The organism is Nocardia asteroides (genome assembly GCF_021183625.1).
GTDB classification, from domain to species: Bacteria; Actinomycetota; Actinomycetes; order Mycobacteriales; family Mycobacteriaceae; genus Nocardia; species Nocardia asteroides_A.
In genome coordinates this window covers 3950774-3972451 of record NZ_CP089214.1, presented here as the reverse complement: position 1 = coordinate 3972451, position 21678 = coordinate 3950774, and the positions used below count along the sequence as shown (strand labels likewise).

Sequence of the window (21678 nt, the reverse complement as noted above, 5' to 3'; positions counted from 1 at the left end):
GGGCGGTGGCCTTCGTCGTGGTCAAGGAGGTGTCAGGCCATGCCCGCGATCCAGTCGTGCATCCAGCGGACCGCGCTCTTGCCGTCGTCCACCCGGTAGCTGCCGTACAGGGTGTGCGCCTGCGAGCTGTAGAACCGCTCCAGATCCTTCACCCGCTGCTCGTTGGCCGACTCGCTGAGCTGGCCCTGCAGCGTCGGCACGCCGCCGTGCGCCATCAGGTCGTTGAAGATGTTGCCGGCTTCCTGCTGGTAGCGGCCCATATTCGCGACGTTGGCCTCCGAGCTCATGGCGAGGAAGCCGGCGAAGCGGGTGATGAAGTCGTCGGTCGCGGTGGCGCAGTAGAGGTCGTCCACCGCGCAGATGGTGCGGGTGCGGTCGCTGATCCAGCCGAAGCCGCCGACCCGGGGCCCGCCCGCGCCCGCGCCGCCCGCCACCGGGCCGACCTGCACGTCGGTCGGGGAGCGGCGCGGGTCGGAGATGAGCCCGACGCCCGCGATGCGGTCCGGCGAGACGACGCCGAGCCCGGTGCCGATGTCGGCGGCCAGGTCACCGGCGGCGTCCGCGCCCTGGCTGTAGCCGACCAGCGCGATCTGGGTGGCCCCGCAGGCCCGCGCCATGTCGCCGATCAGCCCGCGGGCGGCGTTCACGGCCTCCTTCTTGGAGTTGCCGTAGACCTCGCCCTCCCACGGGAACGCGGTGGCGGAGTAGGTGACGTAGTCGACCTCCACCGAGCGCGGCAGGTTGTTGGTGACCCCGGCCAGCATCCCCGGCCCCGGCTCCTTGTCGCGCCCCGTCTCCCAGGTGCCCGGGATCGCGACCACGTACAGGCTGGGGCAGCCGGGATCCGCGACCGCGGATCCGGTGCCGCCGAGCACCATGCCGGAAACGAGTGCCGCGGACGCACCGAGAGCCGCGACGACCTTCTTCAACTGCATTCCGCTCCAGTTCCAAAACCGTTGCCCCCGCAGGAGCGAGCCCGACAAGTTGCCGCCTCGATGCTGTCCTCGATGCGTTTCACGCCTGTGCACGGCGGGTGAACAGTTCTCACCCCGGGTCGTTGCCACCGGACCCATCCCAAGATCACCGGCACACCGCCGACCACAATAGAGGTACCGCCGAGGCGACGCCATCCGAACCCCGGACTTGTCCGATTACCTCGATACCCGCGGACAACCCCGGCGAGCTGGTCGGATGACAGCCCGCGAGACGCGAAAGGCGCCTGTGGACTCCGTTGTCCACAGGCGCCCGCATTCCCCTGCCGGGGAAATCGGGGTCAGCGCTGGGCGACCATGGTGGGGGTGATGGGCGCGGGCAGCGCGGTCTCGCCCTCCAGGTAGCGGTCGACGGCGGCGGCGGCCGCGCGGCCCTCGGCGATGGCCCACACGATCAGCGACTGGCCGCGGCCCATGTCGCCCGCGACGAAGACGCCGGGGACGTTGGTGGCCCAGCTCTTGTCGCGCTGGACGTTGCCGCGCTGGTCGTAGCCGACGCCGAGGTCGGTGAGGAGCCCGCCCTTCTCCGGGCCGACGAAGCCCATGGCGAGCAGCACCAGGTCGGCTTCGAGGGTGAACTCGGTGCCGTCGACCTTCTCGAAGCGGCCGTTGACCATCTTCACCTCGTGCGCCTGCAGCCCGGTGACGGTGCCGTCGGCGCCGACGAAGCGCTCGGTGTTCACCGAGAACACCCGCTCGCCGCCCTCCTCGTGCGCCGAGGAGACCCGGTACATGAGCGGGTAGGTCGGCCACGGGGTCGAGCCTGCCCGCTCCTCCGGCGGGCGCGGCATGATCTCGAACTGGTGCACCGAGGCGGCGCCCTGCCGGTGCGAGGTGCCGAGGCAGTCGGCGCCGGTGTCGCCGCCGCCGATGATGACGACCTTCTTGTCCCGCGCGTTGATCGGCGGGAGGCCGCGCTCGTCGGTGACCTCGTCGCCGAGCTGCACCCGGTTGGCCCAGGGCAGGAACTCCATGGCCTGGTGGATGCCGTCCAGCTCGCGGCCGGGGATCGGCAGGTCGCGGGCCTGGGTGGCGCCGCCGGAGAGGACGACCGCGTCGAACTGCTCACGCAGCTGGTCGGCGGTGATGTCGACGCCGACGTTCACGCCTGCCCGGAAGATGGTGCCCTCGGCCTCCATCTGCGCCATCCGGCGGTCGATGAAGCGCTTCTCCATCTTGAATTCCGGGATGCCGTAGCGCATCAGCCCGCCGATGCGGTCGGCGCGCTCGAACACCGTGACGGTGTGGCCCGCGCGGGTCAGCTGCTGCGCGGCGGCCATGCCCGCCGGGCCGGAGCCGACGACCGCGATCTTCTTGCCGGTGAGCCGGGTCGGGTACACCGGGGCGACCCAGCCCTCGTCGAAGGCGTTCTCGATGATCTCGACCTCGACCTGCTTGATGGTCACCGGGTCCTGGTTGATCCCGAGCACGCAGGACGCCTCGCACGGCGCCGGGCACAGCCGCCCGGTGAACTCCGGGAAGTTGTTGGTGGCGTGCAGCCGGTCGATGGCGTCGCGCCAGTTGTCCTTGTACACCAGGTCGTTCCAGTCCGGGATCAGGTTCCCGAGCGGACAGCCGTTGTGACAGAACGGGATACCGCAGTCCATGCAGCGGCTGGCCTGGGTGCGGAGGGTGTCGTGCGAGAAATCCTCGTACACCTCCTTCCAGTCCATCAGCCGGAGCGGGACCGGACGCCGCTTGGGCAGCTCCCGTGCGGTGTGCTTGAGAAAACCCTGAGGGTCAGCCACGAGCGGCCTCCATAATCGCAGCGTCGACGTCCCGGCCGGCCTTCTCGGCCTCGGAGATCGCCAACAGGACCTTCTTGTATTCGCGCGGCATGACCTTCACGAAGTGGTTCACCTGCTGCGACCAATCGCCGAGAATGCGATCGGCCACCGCGGAACCGGTCTGCTCGCGGTGTTCGGCGATGATGTCGCGCAGCCAGGTGAAATCGTCACCCGAGAGCTGCTCCACCGCCTCGCTCTGCTCCGGGTTCACCTTCGCGGCGAAGGTGCCGTCCGGGTCGTAGACGATGGCGACGCCGCCGGACATGCCCGCACCGAAGTTGCGCCCGGTCTCGCCGAGGATCACCACCCGGCCACCGGTCATGTACTCGCAGGCGTGGTCACCGACGCCCTCGACCACCGCGACGGCGCCCGAGTTGCGCACCGCGAACCGCTCGCCGACCACGCCGTTGATGAACGCCTTGCCGTTGGTCGCGCCGAACAGGATCACGTTGCCCGCGATGATGTTCTCCGCGGCCACGAAATCGGCCGGAGCGTTCGGCGAGGGCCGGACCACCAGGTGGCCGCCGGAGAGCCCCTTGCCGACGTAGTCGTTGGCGTCGCCCTGCACCCGCAGCGTGATGCCGGCGGGCACGAAGGCGCCGAAGCTGTTGCCCGCGGAGCCGGTGAAGGTGATGTCGATGGTGTCGTCGGGGAGCCCGGCGCCGCCGTAGAGCTTGGTCACCTCGTGGCCGAGCATGGTGCCGACGGTGCGGTTCACGTTGGAGATCTTGGTCTCGAACCTCACCGCCTTGCCGCGCTCCAGCGCGTCCCGGCTCTGCGTGATGAGCTGCTGGTCGAGCGCCTTGTCCAGGCCGTGGTCCTGGGTCTTGGTGCAGCGGCGGTCCTGGTACATGAACGCCGTCTCGACGTCGTCCAGGATCGGCGAGAGGTCGAGCTTGCTCGCCTTCCAGTGCTGCTTGGCCTTGCTGGTGTCGAGCAGGTCGACCCGGCCGACGGCCTCGTCGATGGTGCGGAAGCCGAGCGAGGCCAGCAGTTCGCGCACCTCCTCGGCGATGTAGAGGAAGAAGTTCTCGACGAACTCCGGCTTGCCGGTGAAGCGCTCGCGCAGCACCGGGTTCTGCGTGGCGACGCCGACCGGGCAGGTGTCCAGGTGGCAGACGCGCATCATGATGCAGCCGGAGACCACCAGCGGCGCGGTCGCGAAGCCGTACTCCTCGGCGCCGAGCAGCGCGGCGATCATCACGTCGCGGCCGGTCTTCATCTGGCCGTCGACCTGCACGACGATCCGGTCGCGCAACCCGTTCAGCAGCAGCGTCTGCTGGGTTTCGGCCAGGCCGAGCTCCCAGGGGCCGCCCGCGTGCTTGAGCGAGGTGAGCGGCGAGGCGCCGGTGCCGCCGTCGTGCCCGGAGATCAGCACCACGTCGGCGTGCGCCTTGGAGACGCCTGCGGCGACGGTGCCGACGCCGGGCTCCGCGACAAGTTTCACGTGAATCCGAGCCTGCGGGTTCGCGTTCTTCAGGTCGTGGATCAGCTGCGCCAGATCCTCGATGGAGTAGATGTCGTGGTGCGGCGGGGGCGAGATCAGCCCGACGCCCGGCGTCGAGTGCCGCACCTCGGCGACCCACGGGTACACCTTGTGCGCGGGCAGCTGGCCGCCCTCGCCCGGCTTGGCGCCCTGGGCCATCTTGATCTGGATGTCGCTGCAGTTGGTCAGGTAGTGCGCGGTCACGCCGAAGCGGCCGGAGGCCACCTGCTTGATCGCGCTGCGCCGCCAGTCACCGTTCTCCTCGACCTCGAAGCGGGCCGGGTGCTCGCCGCCCTCGCCGGAGTTCGAGCGGCCGCCGAGCCGGTTCATGGCGATGGCCAGCGTCTCGTGCGCCTCGGCCGAGATGGAGCCGTAGCTCATCGCGCCGGTGGAGAAGCGCTTGACGATCGCGGTGGCCGGCTCGACCTCCTCGATCGGGATCGGCGAGCGCGCGCCGTTGCGGAACTGGAAGAGCCCGCGCAGCGAGGCCAGCCGCTCGGACTGGTCGTCCACCAGCTTGGTGTACTCCTTGAAGACCGAGTACTGCCCGCTGCGGGTGGCGTGCTGCAGCTTGAAGACGGTGTCCGGGTTGAACAGGTGGTACTCGCCCTCGCGGCGCCACTGGTACTCGCCGCCGACCTCGAGCTCGCGGTGCGCGCGCTCGTTGCGGTTCTCCAGGAAGGCCACGCCGTGCCGCGCGGCGACGTCGGCGGCGATCTCGTCGAGGCCGATGCCGTCCAGGTGCGAGCGCAGCCCGGTGAAGTACTCGTCGACCAGCTCCTGCGCCAGGCCGATGACCTGGAAGAGCTGCGCGCCGTTGTACGAGGCGAGGGTGGAGATGCCCATCTTGGACATCACCTTGAGCACGCCCTTGCCCGCGCCCTTGATGTAGTTGGCGACGGCCGCGCGGTAGTCGGCCCCGGTGTCGCCGGTGCTGCCCGGCATGGCGAGCGCGCCGCGCTCCAGCATGTCCTCCAGCGACTCGAAGGCCATGTACGGGTTCACCGCGCCCGCGCCGAAGCCGACGAGGGTGGCCATGTGGTGCACCTCGCGGGCGTCACCGGCCTCCACGATCAGCCCGACCATGGTGCGGGTGCGCTCGCGCACCAGGTGGTGGTGCACCGCGGCGGTGAGCAGCAGCGACGGGATCGGCGCCAGCTTCTCGTTGGACTCGCGGTCGGAGAGCACGATGATCCGCGCCCCGCCCTCGATCGCGGCCGAGACCTGGGTATTGATCGCCTTCATCGCCTGGCGCAGCCCCTTGCCGCCCTTGGCGACCGGGTACAGCCCGCGCACGACCACCGAGCGCAGCCCGGGCTGCGAGCCGTCGTCGTTGATGTGCACCAGCTTGGCGAGCTCGTCGTTGTCCAGGATCGGGCCCTCGATGGCGATCTGCCTGCACGACTCCACGCTGGGGTGCAGCAGGTCGCCCTCGGGGCCGAGGTTGCGCTTGAGGCTGGTGACGACCTCTTCCCGGATCGCGTCCAGCGGCGGGTTGGTGACCTGCGCGAAGATCTGCGAGAAGTAGTCGAAGAGCAGCCGGGGCCGCGCGGAGAGCACCGCGATCGGGGTGTCGGTGCCCATCGAGCCGAGCGCCTCGCCGCCGGTCTTCGCCATCGGCGAGAGCAGCAGGTTCAGCTCCTCGGTGGTGTAGCCGAAGATCTGCTGCCGGATCAGCACCCGGTCGTGCGACATGTGCACGTGCGGGCGGTCGGGCAGGTCGGAGAGCTTCTTGACGCCCTCGTCCAGCCACTCCTGGTAGGGGTGCTCGGCGGCCAGCGTGGCCTTGATCTCCTCGTCGCCGACGATCCGGCCCTGGGCGGTGTCGACGAGGAACATCCGGCCCGGCTGCAGCCGGACCTTCCTGACCACCTTGGCCGGGTCGATGTCGAGCACGCCGACCTCGGAGGCCATCACGACCAGGCCGTCGTCGGTGACCCAGATCCGGCTCGGGCGCAGGCCGTTGCGGTCGAGCACGGCGCCGACGACCGAGCCGTCGGTGAAGCAGACCGATGCCGGGCCGTCCCACGGCTCCATCAGCATCGAGTGGTACTGGTAGAACGCCCGGTTGGCCGGGTCCATCGTCTCGTTGCGTTCCCATGCCTCGGGAATCATCATCAGCACGGCGTGCGGGAGGCTGCGGCCGCCGAGGTGCAGCAGCTCCAGCACCTCGTCGAAGCGGGCGGTGTCGCTCGCCCCCGGCGTACAGACCGGGAAGATCTTCTCCAGCCGGTTCTTGCCCGCCTGGTCGATGCCGAAGACCTCGCTGCGCAGCAGCGCCTCGCGCGCGCGCATCCAGTTCTCGTTGCCGGTGACGGTGTTGATCTCGCCGTTGTGCGCGACCCGGCGGAACGGGTGCGCCAGCGGCCACGAGGGGAAGGTGTTGGTGGAGAACCTGGAGTGCACGATGCCGAGCGCGCTCTCCACCCGGTCGTCCTGCAGGTCCAGGTAGAAGGCGCGCAGCTGCGGGGTGGTGAACATGCCCTTGTAGACGAAGGTCTGCCCGGACAGGCTGGGGAAGTAGACCGTCTCCCGACCGGTCGCGCCCTCGCCCGCGCCCTGCTTGCCGAGCTCGTGCTCGACCCGCTTGCGGATGACGTAGGCGCGGCGCTCCAGGTCCATGCCGGAGAGCTGCTCGGCGGCGTTCTTCGGGGAGGCGATGAAGATCTGCCGGAAGGTGGGCATGGCGTCGCGCGCGAGCGCGCCGAGCGAGCTCTCGTCGATCGGCACATCGCGCCAGCCGATGACCTCGAGCCCCTCCTCCTTGACGATCTTCTCCACGCCGTACGCGGCCCTTGCCGCCTCGCGGCGGGCCTGCGGCAGGAAGGCGATCCCGGAGGCGTAGGAGCCTTCGGCGGGCAACTCGACGCCGGCCACGGCACGGAAGAAGCGGTCCGGAAGCTGGATCAGGATGCCCGCGCCGTCGCCGGAGTTCGGCTCGGCGCCCGCGGCACCGCGGTGCTCCAGGTTCAACAGAGCCGTAATGGCCTTGTCGACGATGTCGCGGCTGCGGCGGCCGTGCATGTCGACGACGAACGCGACGCCACAGGAGTCGTGCTCGTTCGCCGGATCGTAGAGACCGATGGGTCCGGGTGACCGGTGGCCGGGAAGTTGCGTCATGCCTCTGCCTTCAGGAAGTAGGCGATCGAGGAGCGGGGCCATCGCGGTGGCGGCCATCTCGTTCGAACGCCTGGTCAAGACTGCGTCCGTACGTTCCGAATCCAGCCGCGCTGATGGTCTCGGCGTGCAGTCACGTCTCCAGTTGTCCACCCGCAGGGTGTTACGTGTGGGCTGCTCGGTGATAGCGAAGCGCTGGGGCGATCGCTACCTCCGTGCGGGTGGCCGCCCGCTACCTGAGCACCGACTCGGGGCTGCGGCGCGCGGGGCGGCAGGCCGGACGGTGTCCGGCGTAAGAGCAAACGATAAGTCAGGTCCGAAGCCCAACCAACTCAGATTCAATGGAAATCAGGTCTAGCTGGGCTTCTTCATGCGGTCCTCCACTTTGTGCGCGTTGTCCAGTGTAAGGCAGGGCTCGCGGGTCGATCGATCCCCTGGCACCGGGTGCCAGCGACGCGACGCACCCGGGTTTCGGCGGCGAAACCCGGGTGCGGAACTGAAGAAGCAGCGCCCACCTGCGTCGATACAGATTTCCCCCGCGGAGGGGAGAACAAACCAGCCGCACCGCGGCTAACTCGGGCGCGTGCTGGCTGAGACGGATATGACAGGGATGTGACAAGCGGGTGACGCGATCCGACCGTACGGCATCCTTGTTCCGGCGCGGAGTCCGGCACACTTTCAGCTAACCCGTCGAGTGGGGTTCACCACAGACCGGGCGTCCGGTCCAGCGGCGGCGCCCTGTCGTCCTGGGAGGCAAGGGCTTCCGTGTGAACTCGACCACATCGCCGCGCACCCCCTCGAAGCGTCGGCCGGATGCTGTCACTCTGTGAACGCCCCGGTCCGCCACCGACACCGAGGATGTGGAGTCCATGACCGCGACCGGACTGTTCACCCGGCTCGGCGGTGCGCCTGCCGATGCTCCCGCGCTGCCGCACGAGCGCTCGGGCTACGTCACCACCGGTGCGGCCGTGCTCGGCTTCGCCCTGGTCGCGGGCGGCGTCACGGCAGCGGCCTCGGCTCCCGCGCTCCCGGTCGCCGGTGCCGTCGCGGCCGGTACCGCGGCCGCCGCCTTCGCCGCGCTGGTCGGGCGGGCCTGCGCCACCGCGCGCCCCGGGCGGATGCCGGACCCGCTCGGCACGGCCGGGCGCGCGCTGCTCGCGGTGCTGACCGGCGTCGTCCTCGCCGAACTCGCCGCGACCGTGCTCTTCGCAGGCGCCGTCGACCGCGCCCTCGACGACCGCGCGCTCGCCGCGGCGGAGTCCGGGCCCGCGGTCACCGCCGCCCGCGCCGAGCTGGAGCTGGCCCGCGCCGAGCGCACCGCGCTGGACGCCGCCGTCGCCGCCGCGCGCGCCGATATCGACACCGCCCTTGTCACCGCGCGCTGCGAATTCAACCCCGGCCCCGGCTGCCCGGATACCAGGATCACCGGGGTGCCCGGCGACGGGCCGGAGGCGCGGACCGCCAACGAGTTGCTCACCGACGCCCGCAACCGGCTCGCCACCGCCGAGCAGCGCGCGCCCGCGCTGGACCAGCGGGTCGGCATCGCCGAGCGGGAGCTGAGCACGAGGGCGGCGGCCGCCACCACCGATCGCGGGCTCGGCGCCCGCTGGTCGGCCATGAACGAGCGCGCCGCGCTGCTCCCCCGGCTGCTCTGCCTGCTGGTCTTCGTGGCGCTGGCGCTGCTCCCGCTGCTGCTGCGGCGCTGGCGCGGGGACACCACCTTCGACCGGAGGATCGCCGCCGACCTGGTGCGCGACCGGGCCGAGCGGGAGGCGGACGCGGCCATCGCGGTACTGCGCGCGCAGACCCGCACCGAGACCGAGCGGGTGCGGGCCGAGCAGGAGCTCACCGCCGTCAAGCTGGTCGCCGACGCGGATACCGCGATCGACCGGGAGCGCCAGCGCACCCGGGTGATCGCGGCCATCGGCGGGCTGGAGATCGGGATCACCGAGCCGTCGCCGCGGGCGGCCGGGCTCGCCCTGCCCGGCGACCGGGCAGGCACGCCCGCGCTGCCCGCCGCCGTGCCGGTCGAGCCGGCGCGCGTCACCGGCCTGCCCGCGCGCACCGACCCGGACGCCGTGCACCTGCCTGTCCTCGGCACGGTGCCGTTCTCCGGCACCGCCGTCCGGCTCGTCCGGCCGTTCGTGCCCGGCGTCGTCGCCGCTGCCATCGGCACCGCCGCCCAGCCGCTGCGGATCGCGGTGCGGGCGCTGGAGGAGCGGGAGGAGATCACCTTCACCGTCCGGCGCACCCGCACCGTGGTGGTCGGGGCGGTCCTGGACGGCGAGCCGGAGCATCCGGTGGTCGCCACCGTGCCGCCCCCGTTCGAGCCGGACCCCGCCGGTCCGGGTCGGCACCCCGCCCTGTCCGGGCCGGAAGTGGCCGCCCCCGGCCCTCGAGACCCGGGCGTCGCCGCCGCGCCGGTGCGGCACCCGGGCCGCTCCGGGTCGGATGCCAGCGCCCGGACGAAGCACCCCGCCCTGCCCCCGGCCCGGTGAACCCGGCGCTCCCGCCCGGGCTCGGACCGAGCCCGATGCCGGCGCCCCGGCGAAACGGTCGATCGGCCGGCGCCCCGGCGACGCCACCGCCCCCGCGCATCGACCGACCCCTCCCGCCGCCAGGCGGACAAGCCCGAGCCGGGCGCTACCCCGGTCTCTAGGCTGCGTCCATGACCTTCGGTGACCGATATGCCCGAGACTGACGCCGCGGTGCAGCCTGCCCCCGCCGCGCCGACGGTGGTCGGCGCGCCGTGGGGCTCGCCGCTGCTCGGCACCGTCGAGGAGCCTGCCGGGCTGCGCCGGCTCCGGATCCAGGGGCTGCTCACCGTCTCCATCGTGCTGGCGAACTTCGTCGGCGTCGTCGTCTCCATCGCGCTGATCGGCTTCGTGCTGCCCGGTCCGTCGGTCTTCACCGGCGAGCTGCTGCTGAGCGTGATCGCGGCCCCGGTCTACGCACTGGTCGCGATTCTGATCGGGGTCTGGTGGGGCACCACCGGCGGGCTGCGCGCGCTGCGCTGGGCCATCGACCCGGACCACGTGCCGACCGAGGCCGAGCAGATCGCCGCGGGCCGGGTGCCGCGCACGCTCGTGCTCTACCAGGCGGCGCTCTGGCTGGGCGGGGTCACGCTGCTCACCGTGCTCGCCGGGCTGGCCGATCCGCGCTTCATCCCCAAGGTCGCGCTCGGCATCGCGTTCAGCGCGATCGTGGTGTGCGCGAACAGCTACCTGCTGATCGAATTCGCGTTGCGGCCGGTGACCGCGCGGGTGCTCGACGCGGCGCCGACCCGCAGCAGGCGCGGCATCGGCGTCTTCGGCCGCACCCTGCTGGTCTGGATGCTCGGCTCCGGTGTCCCGGTCGCGGGCACCATGGTGGTCGCGATCCTGGCGCTGGCCAGGGACGACGTCAGCGCGGCCCGGCTCGCGGTCTGTGTGCTCTCGTTCGGCGGCGCCACCCTGGTCTTCGGCCTGGTGCTGCTGGCGCAGACGCTCTCCGCCACGGTCGCGCCGATCAACGGCGTGCGCCGCGCGTTGCGGCTGGTCGAGGACGGCAGCCTGGACGCCGCCGTCGTCGTCTACGACGGCACCGAGCTCGGCGAGCTGCAGAGCGGCTTCAACCGCATGGTCGCCGGGCTGCGCGAGCGCGAGCAGCTCAGGGACCTGTTCGGCAGGCACGTCGGCCGCGACGTCGCCGCCGCCGCGCTGGAGCGCGACCCGGTGCTCGGCGGCATGGAGACCGACGCCGCCACGCTCTTCATCGACATCGTCGGCTCCACCGCGATGGCCGCGAGCAGGCCGGCGCCGGAGATCGTCGCCATCCTGAACCGCTTCTTCGACGTGGTGGTGGCCGAGGTGGAGCGCCACGGCGGGCTGCTGAACAAGTTCGAGGGCGATGCCGCGCTCGCGGTCTTCGGCACCCCGGCGCCGCTCGCCGACGCGGCGGGGTCGGCGCTGGCCTGCGCCCGCGCCATCCGCGAAAGGCTGGTCGGCGCGAGCGATTTCACCGCGGCCATCGGGGTCGCGGCCGGGCGGGTGGTCGCGGGCAATGTCGGCGCGCGGCAGCGCTACGAGTTCACCGTGATCGGCGACGCGGTGAACCAGGCGGCCCGGCTCTGCGAACTCGCCAAGCGCGAGCCGCTGCTCGTCCTCAGCTCGGCGAGCACGGTGCGCGCCGCCGACCCGGCCGAGGCCGCGCACTGGGAACTCGGCGAATCGGTGACGCTGCGCGGGCGTCCGGAGCCGACGCGGCTGGCCCGTCCGTCCGGTTAGACTCGCCGCGTGCTACCTGCCGCTGCCCCGGCCGGTGCCGTCGGGGTGGGAGGTGATCCGGTACCGGGCTCCCCCGGCACGACGGTCCCGGTGCGCCCGCTCACCTTCCGCGAACAGCTGGACGAGCCGTTCGCGCTGCTCCAGGGATGCGTCGTCGCGCTCGCGGTACTCACCGGCGCCGGGGTCGCGCTGGCCGAGGCGCTGGTCTTCGGGATCACGGCGCTGTTCTCCGAACTGAGTGGCGGGTCGGATGCCGGGATCGCGTGGGGAGCCGTGCTCGGCAGCGCGCTCGCGATCCTGCTGCTGCGCTTCCTGATCCGGGGCTGCACCGTCGCGCTCGGGCTGGCGACGCTGCGCGGGGACAAGCCGGGCCCGATCGCCGCGCTGGCGGCGCTGCGCCCCCGCCTCGGCGGGCTGCTGCGCTACCAGCTCTGGTTCACCGGCGTCGGTGTGCTGATCGGCGGGTTCGTGCTGCCGCTGACCGGGGGGGCGGGCGTGCTGTGGCTCGCCTACCTGCGGGCGCGGTACTACCTGGTGATCCCGCTGCTGCTCGGGGAGCGGCTGCCGTACGGAGCGGCCGTCGCCCGCTCCCGGCTGCTCGCCGACCGCGCGAGCTGGTCGCTGGCCTGGCTCTGGATCTGCCGGATGCTGCTGCTCACCGTGCTCGCGGTTCCGCTGCTCGCCATCCCGCTCTACCTCTCCGACTACACCGGCACGCGCCGCTGGGCGGTGATCCTGCTGATCACCGGCGGTGTGCTGCTGATCGCCGCGATCGGCGAGCTGATCGACGCCGCGGGCCGGGTCGTCTGCTACGTCGACCGGCGCTGCCGCCGCGAGGGGCTGGACATCGTCGTCACCGGCGGCGCCCGGTGAGCCCCGACCTGAGCAAACGCGGCCCCGAGACGCCCGCCACTCCCCGGCTCGGCCCAGCGGCCGAGCACCGGGCCGCGTCGGAGGCGGCGGCGGCCCGCCGCGACTACGACACCGCGCTGCGCGAGCGCTTCCGCGCGGTACTGCGCGGCCTGGAGCAGAACGGCACGCTGGAGGTCCGCCGCTCGCGCACCGCGCAGGAGACCGCGGACGACGCCTCCACCACGCTCCCGCTGGAGTCCGCGACCCCGCTGCACCCGGCGGCGGGCTCGTTCGACGAGGTCGTCTACGGCGGCAGGCACGCCACCGAGGACGAGTACCGCCGGCTCGAGTACGCCGACCGCTACTCCGCGGGCGCACCGCCACCGGCCCCGGAGCCGGCGGAGCGCCCCGAGGTCGAGAGCCACGGACGCAAACGCCGCCGCGCCCGCCCGGAACTGCCGCGGCTGCTGCGCAACCCGCGCTTCTGGGGCATGCTCGCCGCCGCGATCGCCATCGGCTTCCTGCTCTACGCCCTGCTCCAGGCGTGCAGCGCCCCGATGATCCCGCCGCAGCAACCGCCGCCCGAGCTACCGCCGCCGCCCACCGACTACCCGGACGATATCGACTTCCCCGGCTTCGGCCCCGGCTCGGACTCGATCTTCAGCCGCCTCCCCGCCCCGCTCGCCTTCGGCGGGCTGCAGCTGCTCATCGCCGCCGCGGTACTGGTCTGGTGGCGGGCGCGGCGGCGCGGCGCGCTGGTCGGCGAGCCGCGCCCGATCGAGGTGCGGGCCAACGAGCTGCTCGCCGGGCAGGCCGCGCTGTACCGCCGCTCCGGCGACCACGAGCACATCGCGGCCACGCTGCGCCGCGCCACCCTGCGCCGGGTCCGGCCGCGGCTCGGGCTGCACCCCGAGGACGGGCCGGAGCGGGTGGTCGCGGTGCTCGCCACCCGGCTGCGCGTCGAGCCCGCGCTGCTGTACGGCGTGCTCTACGGCCCGGTGCCGGACGCACCGACCATCGACCACGTCGCCACCCACCTTGATCTGATCGAAGCGGAGGTCGGATGACCAGCACGGACACCACGCACACCCCCACCGCGGCGGACGCGCACGCCGCGTTCACCGCGCTGCGCGCCGAGATCGGGAAGGCGGTGGTCGGCAACGACGACGCCGTCATGTACCTGGTGCTCGCCCTGCTCTGCCGCGGGCACGTGCTGCTGGAGGGGGTACCGGGCGTGGCGAAGACGCTGCTGGTCCGGGCGCTGGCCACCGCGCTCGACCTGACGCACACCCGGGTGCAGTTCACCCCCGACCTGATGCCGGGCGACGTCACCGGGTCGCAGATCTACGACCCGCACTCGGCCGAGTTCACCTTCCGGCAGGGCCCGGTCTTCACCAACCTGCTGCTCGCCGACGAGATCAACCGCACCCCGCCGAAGACCCAGTCCTCGCTGCTGGAGTCGATGGAGGAGCGGCAGGTGTCGGTGGATGGGACGCCGCGCCCGCTGCCCGACCCGTTCGTCGTGGTCGCCACGCAGAACCCGATCGAGCAGGAGGGCACCTACCCGCTGCCCGAGGCGCAGCTCGACCGCTTCCTGTTCAAGGTCGACATCCACCTGCCCGGCCGGGACGACGAGTTCCGCATCCTGCACCGGCACGCGAGCGGCTTCGACCCGCGCGACCTGAACGCCGCCGGGTTGCGCCCGGTCGCCGGCGCCGCGCACGTGGCCGCCGGACGCGCCGCGATCGCCAGGGTGACGCTCGCCCCCGAGGTGCTCGCCTACATCGTCGACCTGTGCCGGGCCACCAGGACCGCGCCCGCCGTGCAGCACGGCGCCTCCACCCGCGGCGCCACCGCGCTGATGGCGGCGGCCCGCGCCTTCGCCTGGCTGAACGGCCGCGGCTTCGTCACCCCGGACGACGTCAAGGTGGTCGCCGTGGCGGTGCTGCGGCACCGGCTGCAGCTGAAGCCGGAGGCGGAGCTGGACGGTGCGAGCACCGAGGCGGTGATGGCGGCGCTGCTGCACGCCGTCCCGGTTCCGGTCTAGCCCGATGGTCGTCACCGGCCGGACGGCGGCCGCGGCGGCGGTGCTCGGGCTGCTCGTCGCGCTGGTGTTTCCCTCCTGGGTCGGCGTCGCAGGCGCCACCGCGGCGCTGGCCTTCGCGGTGCTGGTCGACGTGCTCGGGCTGCCGCGGCGGGACGAGCTGACGCTGCGCCGGGCGCCGATCACCACGGTCCGGCTCGGCCGCGAGGCGAGCGTCGAGCTCGTCGTCACCAATACCGGCGGTCGCGCGGCGCGCGGCACGCTCTGGGACGACTGGCCGGACAGCGCGCGCGCCGCGGGCCGCGAGCACCCGCTCGACCTGCCCGCGGGCACCACCACCCGGCTGCACACCACGCTCACCCCCACCTACCGCGGCGATCGCACCGCCGGGCCGGTCACGGTGCGGCTGCGCGGCCCGCTCGGCCTCGCGGGCAGGCAGTTCCGCTACGAGGCCGCGGCGCGGGTGCGGGCGCTGCCCGCCTTCCGCGCGGAGAAGCTGCTGCGCTCGGCGGTCAAGCGGCTACAGCACCTGGAGGGCCGCAATGTCGCGAACATGCGCGGTCAGGGGACCGAGTTCGACTCCTTCCGGGAGTACGTGGCAGGCGACGACGTGCGCGCCATCGACTGGCGCGCCACCGCCCGCGCCACCGACGTGCTCGTCCGCACCTGGCGGCCGGAGCGCAACCGGCACGTGGTGCTGCTCATGGACACCGGGCGGCAGGCCGCGGGGCGGGTCGGCGACGGGACGCGGCTGGACGCCGCCATCGAGGCGGCGCTGCTGCTCGGCGGGCTGGCCGCGGCGGCGGGCGACACCGTCGACCTGCTCGCCTTCGACCGCGAGGTGCGCGCCGAGGTGCGCGGGGTCACCGGGAACAAGCTGCAGCAGCGGTTGCTGCACGCCACCGCGGGAATCACCCCGGCGCTGGTGGAGACCGACTGCGCCGGGCTGGTGCGCGCGGCCATCCGGCGCAGCAGGCGGCGCAGCCTGATGGTGCTGTTCACCGCGCTGGACGGCGCCGCCGTCCGGGAGAACCTGCTCCCGGTGCTCCCGGTGCTCGCCCGCAGGCACCGGGTGCTGCTGGTCTCGGTGACCGATCCGGAGATCGCCGCCGCGGTCGCCGGGCGCGGCGCCGATCCGTACACGGCGGCCGCCGCCGAGCAGGTGCTGGCGGAGCGCGCCGTCGTCGCCGAGGCGCTGCGGCGCGGTGGTTATGCCGTCGTCGCGGCCGGGCCGGAGCGCCTTCCGGAGGCGCTCGCCGACGAGTACCTGGAACTCAAGCGGTCCGGGACGCTGTAGGGCTCAGCCCACCGGCGGCGGAAGAAAGCCGTTCCCGTCCTGCGGGCTCCCGGCGGCCGAACTATCCGGCAGCGGTGCGTGCGCACTCCACGGCGACGGCCCGCCGGTCGCCACGCCCGGTGCGGCGAGGGGCTGGGGCACCGCGGGCCCGAAACCGTTGCCCGCCCCCGGAACCAGCACCGGCCCGCGCAGACCGGGCAGGGCCCTGCGCTGCCGCTCGGCGACGACGGCGCCGAGGATCTGCACCGGCGGAAGCTCCCCCGGCGCGGGGACGCCGAGCGCCGCGCAGACCGCGCGCACCAGCGCGACCCCGAGTTCGTGCGCCGCGGCGGGGGTGAGGTCGGGCAGCCTGGTGAGGTAGCGGCGCACCGAGAGCGCCAGATCGTCCGGCAGCGCGGTCGGGTCGGTGCGCGCGACCCACCCGGCCAACCAGGGTGGCGGCACCGCGAGCGCGGGCAGCGGCAACCGCCGCTGCCCGTGCACGACGACGGTGCCCGCGAGCACGTCCCCGACCCGCCGCGCGTTCGGCGAGCAGAGCGAGGTCACCACCGCGACCGCCCCGAATACCCCGAGCAGCCAGAAGTCGACGATGGCCCCTGCCAGCCCGCGGGTCAGCGTGTGCCGCAGGTCGACCGGCCCGCCGTCGGCCCGCACCACCCGCAGCCCGAGCACGAACTTGCCGGGGGTGCGGCCGGTGGTCAGCGTCTCCCAGAGCACCGGGTAGCCGATCAGCACGGCGACGATCAGCACGACGACGAGTGCCTCGAACCAGGCGGAGTCCAGGTCGTACCTGGTGCCGAGCACCAGCAGCCCGCCCGCCGCGATGAGTGCGAGCACGATTTGGAGCACCACGTCGATGAGGAACGCGGTGGCGCGAGTGGGGATGCGGGCGATCGGCAGTTCGAGCGCGACCGCTTCGCCCGTGGTGAAGGCAGCCATGTCGCCTAGCATTCTTGCTACCGGCGGGAGTGGGAGGCAACCGAATGGACGTCGACGCGTACGGCTACACCCATCGCCGGTCCTGGGCCCGGCTCGACGAGCTGGCCACCAAACGCCGCCTGACCGGCCAGGAGGTGGACGAGCTGCTCGCCCGCTACCGCCTCACCTCGCAGCAGCTGGCCCGGCTGCAGCAGCACAGCCCCGACCCCGAGCTGGTCGCCGGGCTGAGCGCGGTGCTGACCAGGGCCCGGGTCCGGGTGCTGCGCACCCGCTCGGACAACTGGTCGCAGGTCGGCCGCTTCTGCACGCACCGCTTCCCGGCCGCGGTCTACCGCGCGTGGCCGTGGTGGACCACGGTGACGCTGCTCTTCCTCGCCGTCGCCACGGGCGTGGCCGGCTGGGTGGCCGGGTCGGGCTCCGCCCGCTCGGCGCTCGGCCTGCCCGCGGACACCTCGCAGCTCACCGCGGCGGGCGGCGCCTTCGAGTCGTACTACTCCGAGCACCCGAACGACGCCTTCGCGGCCCAGGTATGGACCAACAACGCCCTGGTGGCCGCGGTCGCGCTCTTCACCGGCGCGCTCATCCTGCCCGCGGTCTACGTGCTGGTGATGAACGCGGTGAACGTGGGGGTGAGCGCCGGGCTGATGGCCGACGCGGGCAGGCTGGACGCCTTCTTCGGCTTCATCCTGCCGCACGGCATGCTCGAGCTGACCGCGGTCTTCGTGGCGGGCGGCGCCGGGCTGAAGCTGGGCTGGACGATCATCGACCCGGGCGGGCTGAGCCGGATCGAGGCCGCAGCGAGGCAGGGAAGGGCCACCGCGACGATCGCGCTCGGGCTGGTGTTCGTGCTGCTCGTCTCCGGCCTGCTGGAGGGGTTCGTGACGCCGAGCGGCTGGCCGACCCCGATCCGGATCGGGGTGGGGCTCGCCGCCGAGCTCGCCTTCCTCGCCTACGTCTTCGGCCCCGGCCGCAGGGCGGCGGCAGCGGCCGACCAGAAAGCGCTCGCGCGCTGAGGAACTCGTTTCCGAATCAGCATCCGGCACACCTCGCGACATCATCCCGCGAACCGAATACCGCAACTCCAGCCAACTCCGAGCAGCCACACCGGTGAACGGGCTGCGGAGCGGAGGTTCGGGGAGGGCTACCACGGGGCCGGAAAGCGGCCTGCACCGAGGCTCCTGCCGGGATGAATTCCCTACTCCCCCATTGAGTTCCGCTGGCCGCAGCGAGTCGCCGCTCAACTGCGGCCAGCGTTACCGACAACTCTACACAGTCGTTATCGGGACGCAACCCTCTCCTGCGAGGTCAGCGGGGGTGCGGCAGCCCCTCGGCAACCCCTTCGGCCGACCCGTTTCCGCACATTCGCGGCCGCGCCGGACGGCCATCGGAACCCCCTTTTCCGCCCCCGGGCACCGAGCCCCGCGGAGCACGCGCCCCGACTTCCGGGGGCGCTCCGCGGCCGTTTGCGGACCAGGACCGAAGGAATCGGAATGTTTCCATGACACCCAGTTTCACCAGGGGTTTTCCGGAAGTTCACGCAGATAGCCACCGGTTGGACAAGCAGAAAAAAACCTGAAGTTGGTTCCGGATGCAATTCACCACATGCCGCGTCCGTGGCGGTTCATACAGATGTACTTGCATTTGTACGACCGCGATTTTCACCGGCCGTGAAAGAGCCCCGAAAACCCCCTCGGGAAGGGCTCCCGAGCACCGATACCGCAACCCGAATTCGCGGTGTGATCTTCGCCTCACCTACACCGCTACCTGCGGAAACGATATGAACCGTCGGCAACGCGAACGATTGACGGCCGCCGGGGTGGACATCCTATGAAGCTCCGGGCCCGCTGGACAGCATCACGATCGCCAGCAGTTAGCGGCCACTGCCGCGTCAGCCCGCCACAGCCCTTGATTCAGCAGTCCAGGGTCGGATAGACCCCGGTAGCCACGCGATTCTGCCCGCACAACAGACCCGAAATCCGGTTATGCGGGCAGAAATCAAGATCAGCTTCTGGTACCCGGCGTCACGCCTCCGCCAGGCCGAAGCGGCGGTGCACCCGCCGCAGCGGCTGCGGCGCGTACCAGGCCGCCCCGCCGAGCAGCCGCATGGTCACCGGCACCAGCACGCCGCGCACCAGGGTGGCGTCGATCAGGATCGCGAGCCCGGCGCCGAGGCCGAAGAACTGGATGAAGCGCACGTCGCTCACCACGAAGGCGAGGAAGCTGATCGAGATCAGCGCCGCGGCGGTGGTCACCAGCCGCCCGGTCCGCGCCAGCCCCTCGACCACGGCCTCCTCGTCGCCGACGCCGCCGTCGCGCAGCTCCTTGATCCGGCTGATCACGAAGACCTCGTAGTCCATGGAGAGCCCGAAGGTGATGCAGAAGAGCAGCAGCAGCATCGAGACGTCCAGCGGCGCCGGGGTGAAGCCGAGCAGCCCGGCGAAGTGCCCCTGCTGGAACACCCAGACCATGAGCCCGAGCGTGGCGGCCAGGCTCAGCGCGTTGGAGAGCAGCGCGCGCAGCGGCTGCACGACGCTCCCGGTGAAGAGGAAGAGCAGCACGAAGGTGGAGAGCACGATCCAGCCGACGGCGTACGGCAGCCGCGACCCGATCGAGGCGAGGCTGTCCCGCAGCTCGGCCACCTGGCCGCCGACCAGCGCGGTGCTGCCCGCCGGGCCGGGCACCGCGCGCACCAGGTCGACCAGCTCGCGGGCCTGCGGGGTCTCCCGGTCCAGCTCGGTGCGGACGGTCAGCCGCTCGGCATCGGGCCGGGCGAAGCGGGCGTCGGCGGGCGAGCTCGCCCGGAGCGCGCCGTCGGCGAAGGTGCCCGCGGCGGAGTCGACCTGGGTCACGCCGGGCACCGCGGAGAGCGCCGTCGCGTACCCGGCCAGCGCGTCGGGGGCGACCGCGCCGGTGGTCACCACGGTGAGCGAGTTGAGGTCGCCGCCGCCGAAGTCCGCGCGCATGGCGTCGCCGACCTGCCGCACCTCGGTACTGACCGGGAGCACCCGGTCGTCCGGGGTGCCGAACCGCACATCGAGCAGCGGCGCGGCCGCCAGCAGGAGCAGCGCGAGCACCGGCAGCCCGGCCAGCACCGGGCGGCGCAGCGCGAAGCCGGCCACCCGCTGCCAGAACGGCGCCGCCGCGCCGCGGATGCCGCGCACGCCGGGCACCTTCCAGGCGTCCGCCCGCGCGCCGAGCACCGCGAGCAGCGCGGGCAGCACCACGACGCCCGCCACCGCGGCGATGGCGACCACGCCGATACCGCCGTAGGCGAAGGAGCGCAGGAAGTACTGCGGGAAGATCACCAGCGCGGCCAGCGCGGCCACCACCGTCGCGGCGCTGAACGCGATGGTGCGGCCCGCGGTGGCGACCGCGCCGACCACCGCCTCGTCCGGGCTCCGGCCCGCCGCCCGGTGCTCCCGGAACCGCGCCACCATGAGCAGCCCGTAGTCGACGGCGAGCCCGAGCCCGAGCCCGGTGATGAGGTTGACCGCGTAGATCGAGACGTCGGTGATCGAGCCGAGCACCGACAGCTCGGCGAAGGTGCCGAGGATGGCGATCCCGCCGACGACGAGGGTGAGCAGTGCGGCCACCACGTTGCCGTAGGCGAGGACCAGCAGGATCAGGATGAGCGGCACCGCGATCGCCTCGGCCAGCGCCAGGTCCGAGCCGATCTGCTCGGAGACCGCGTGGAAGACGGCCGAGCCGCCGCCGACCAGCACCCGCACCGGTGGCCCGTCGGCCTGGTAGGTGGCCACGATCCGCGCGGCCGCGCGGTCCTGCTCGGCCGGGTCGGTGGCGGCGTTCCCGGCCAGCACCACCGCGGCGCCGCCGTCGGCGGCGCGCATGGCGGGCGAGCCGGTGTCCCAGTACGAGACCACGTTCACCAACCGGTCGTCGGCGGCCAGCCGCGCGGCCAGCGCCCGCCCCGCCGCCGCGGCCTCCGGGTCGTCGACCCCCCGGTCCGCCGTGACCAGGAAGACGTAGTCGCTGTCGGTCCCGAACTCCGCGGCGAGCCTGCTCGCGGCCAGGCTCGACTCGGCGCCGGGATCGGTCTGGCCCCCGGATTGCAGTTTGCCGAAGGCGGTCGCGCCGAGCAGCCCCCCGCCGATCAGCGCGAGCACGCCCGCGATCAGCACCAGCCGCGCGTGGCGGACGACGAATCCACCGAGTTTCTCGAACATCCCCGACTCCCCGCTCCTTCAATGTGTACGACCATAAACTTTGTGAGCGTTAACTTGCCATACGATGTGCACAGGCGTCAACATCGAGCGGGTGACGAAGAAGAAGCCTGCCGGCGTCTACCACCACGGCGACCTGCGCAATGCGCTGGTCCAGGCCGCGGGCGCGCTCGCGGTGCGCGGCGGGCCGGGCGCGGTGACGGTGCGGGCGGCGGCGCGCGAGGTCGGGGTGACGCCGACGGCGGCGTACCGGCACTTCACCAACCAGGAGGCGCTGCTGCGGGCGGCCCAGCAGCAGGCCCAGCACACGCTCTTCACCGCCATGTCCGCCGACGTGGATCCCGGCGCCCCCGCGATCGAGCGGCTGCGCGCGGCCGGCCGCGGCTACATCACCTTCGCGCTGCGCGAGCCGGGGCTCTTCCGCACCGCCTTCTGCGCCCCGGCGAACACCGGCGCGCCCGCCGACGACGAGCCCGCCTTCGCGCTGCTGTCCACGCTCCTGGACGAGCTGGTCGAGACCGGCTACACAGCGCCGGAGCACCGCCCCGACGCCGAGATCGCGGCCTGGGCCTCGGTGCACGGCGTCGCCGGGCTGCTCCTGGACGGGGTCTCCACCTGGATGGAGCGCGACGCCGCGATCGATGCCGTGCTCGGGATGGTCGCGCGCGGCCTCGCCACCGGCCCCGGCGCGCGCTGACCCGGCGAGTTCGAGCCGCGC

The 21678-nt window shown here is 72.6% G+C and carries 13 protein-coding genes; 8 read left to right on the top strand and 5 right to left on the bottom strand.

Features of this window, described 5'->3' with window-relative positions; all coding sequences use genetic code 11:
• Positions 1–32: 32 nt before the first annotated feature.
• From LTT61_RS18815 to gltB, 3 genes are all read right to left on the bottom strand, one after another.
• Positions 33–935, bottom strand: a complete 903-nt coding sequence (locus LTT61_RS18815; protein WP_233015406.1) for a cutinase family protein — start codon at positions 933–935, stop codon at positions 33–35.
• A gap of 338 nt (positions 936–1273) precedes the next feature.
• A complete protein-coding gene (locus LTT61_RS18810) occupies positions 1274–2740 on the bottom strand; it encodes a glutamate synthase subunit beta (RefSeq protein ID WP_233015405.1) in 1467 nt (488 codons plus the stop codon).
• Complete coding sequence (gene gltB / locus LTT61_RS18805; RefSeq protein WP_233015404.1) at positions 2733–7385, bottom strand: glutamate synthase large subunit; 4653 nt, start codon at positions 7383–7385, stop codon at positions 2733–2735. Before gltB ends, LTT61_RS18810 begins: the two co-directional genes overlap by 8 nt.
• A gap of 866 nt (positions 7386–8251) precedes the next feature.
• Here gltB and LTT61_RS18800 point away from each other — a divergent pair.
• From LTT61_RS18800 to LTT61_RS18775, 6 genes are all read left to right on the top strand, one after another.
• A complete protein-coding gene (locus tag LTT61_RS18800; protein ID WP_233015403.1) occupies positions 8252–9880 on the top strand; it encodes a DUF4407 domain-containing protein in 1629 nt (542 codons plus the stop codon).
• A gap of 189 nt (positions 9881–10069) precedes the next feature.
• Positions 10070–11647 (top strand): adenylate/guanylate cyclase domain-containing protein, encoded by a 1578-nt coding sequence (locus LTT61_RS18795; protein WP_233015402.1) that lies wholly within the window; start codon positions 10070–10072, stop codon positions 11645–11647.
• Between the two features lie 9 nt (positions 11648–11656).
• Positions 11657–12520, top strand: coding sequence for a hypothetical protein (locus LTT61_RS18790; RefSeq protein WP_233015401.1), 864 nt, complete (start codon positions 11657–11659; stop codon positions 12518–12520).
• Positions 12517–13566 carry a DUF4129 domain-containing protein gene (locus LTT61_RS18785; RefSeq protein ID WP_233015400.1) on the top strand — a complete coding sequence of 350 codons (1050 nt, stop codon included), beginning with the start codon at positions 12517–12519 and terminating at the stop codon, positions 13564–13566. Before LTT61_RS18790 ends, LTT61_RS18785 begins: the two co-directional genes overlap by 4 nt.
• Positions 13563–14546: an AAA family ATPase gene (locus LTT61_RS18780; RefSeq protein WP_233015399.1), complete on the top strand. Its 984-nt coding sequence runs from the start codon at positions 13563–13565 to the stop codon at positions 14544–14546. The genes LTT61_RS18785 and LTT61_RS18780 overlap by 4 nt, the downstream gene beginning before the upstream one ends.
• Before the next feature lie 4 nt (positions 14547–14550).
• Positions 14551–15840, top strand: coding sequence for a DUF58 domain-containing protein (locus LTT61_RS18775; protein WP_233015398.1), 1290 nt, complete (start codon positions 14551–14553; stop codon positions 15838–15840).
• 3 nt (positions 15841–15843) lie between these two features.
• Here LTT61_RS18775 and LTT61_RS18770 read toward each other — a convergent pair whose 3' ends face one another.
• Positions 15844–16779 (bottom strand): RDD family protein, encoded by a 936-nt coding sequence (locus LTT61_RS18770; RefSeq protein ID WP_233015397.1) that lies wholly within the window; start codon positions 16777–16779, stop codon positions 15844–15846.
• A 44-nt stretch (positions 16780–16823) separates the two neighbouring features.
• Here LTT61_RS18770 and LTT61_RS18765 point away from each other — a divergent pair, with 44 nt between their 5' ends.
• A complete protein-coding gene (locus LTT61_RS18765) occupies positions 16824–17792 on the top strand; it encodes a stage II sporulation protein M (RefSeq protein WP_233015396.1) in 969 nt (322 codons plus the stop codon).
• Positions 17793–18800: 1008 nt separating this feature from the next.
• Here the strand turns inward: LTT61_RS18765 and LTT61_RS18760 are convergent.
• The gene (locus LTT61_RS18760; RefSeq protein WP_233015395.1) at positions 18801–20963 is read right to left on the bottom strand and encodes an MMPL family transporter; all 2163 of its coding nucleotides are present in this window, start codon (positions 20961–20963) and stop codon (positions 18801–18803) included.
• Positions 20964–21027: 64 nt separating this feature from the next.
• Here LTT61_RS18760 and LTT61_RS18755 point away from each other — a divergent pair, with 64 nt between their 5' ends.
• Positions 21028–21657: a TetR/AcrR family transcriptional regulator gene (locus LTT61_RS18755; protein ID WP_233015394.1), complete on the top strand. Its 630-nt coding sequence runs from the start codon at positions 21028–21030 to the stop codon at positions 21655–21657.
• Positions 21658–21678: the final 21 nt, after the last annotated feature.

Excerpts from the sequence above, each read along its gene's own strand:
- LTT61_RS18765 (WP_233015396.1), top strand. The coding sequence starts at position 16,824 with ATGGACGTCGACGCGTACGGCTACACCCATCGCCGGTCCTGGGCCCGG.
- LTT61_RS18800 (WP_233015403.1), top strand. The coding sequence starts at position 8,252 with ATGACCGCGACCGGACTGTTCACCCGGCTCGGCGGTGCGCCTGCCGAT.
- LTT61_RS18815 (WP_233015406.1), bottom strand. The coding sequence starts at position 935 with ATGCAGTTGAAGAAGGTCGTCGCGGCTCTCGGTGCGTCCGCGGCACTC.
- LTT61_RS18770 (WP_233015397.1), bottom strand. The coding sequence starts at position 16,779 with ATGGCTGCCTTCACCACGGGCGAAGCGGTCGCGCTCGAACTGCCGATC.
- LTT61_RS18780 (WP_233015399.1), top strand. The coding sequence starts at position 13,563 with ATGACCAGCACGGACACCACGCACACCCCCACCGCGGCGGACGCGCAC.
- gltB (WP_233015404.1), bottom strand. The coding sequence starts at position 7,385 with ATGACGCAACTTCCCGGCCACCGGTCACCCGGACCCATCGGTCTCTAC.
- LTT61_RS18760 (WP_233015395.1), bottom strand. The coding sequence starts at position 20,963 with ATGTTCGAGAAACTCGGTGGATTCGTCGTCCGCCACGCGCGGCTGGTG.
- LTT61_RS18775 (WP_233015398.1), top strand. The coding sequence starts at position 14,551 with ATGGTCGTCACCGGCCGGACGGCGGCCGCGGCGGCGGTGCTCGGGCTG.
- LTT61_RS18795 (WP_233015402.1), top strand. The coding sequence starts at position 10,070 with ATGCCCGAGACTGACGCCGCGGTGCAGCCTGCCCCCGCCGCGCCGACG.
- LTT61_RS18755 (WP_233015394.1), top strand. The coding sequence starts at position 21,028 with ATGTGCACAGGCGTCAACATCGAGCGGGTGACGAAGAAGAAGCCTGCC.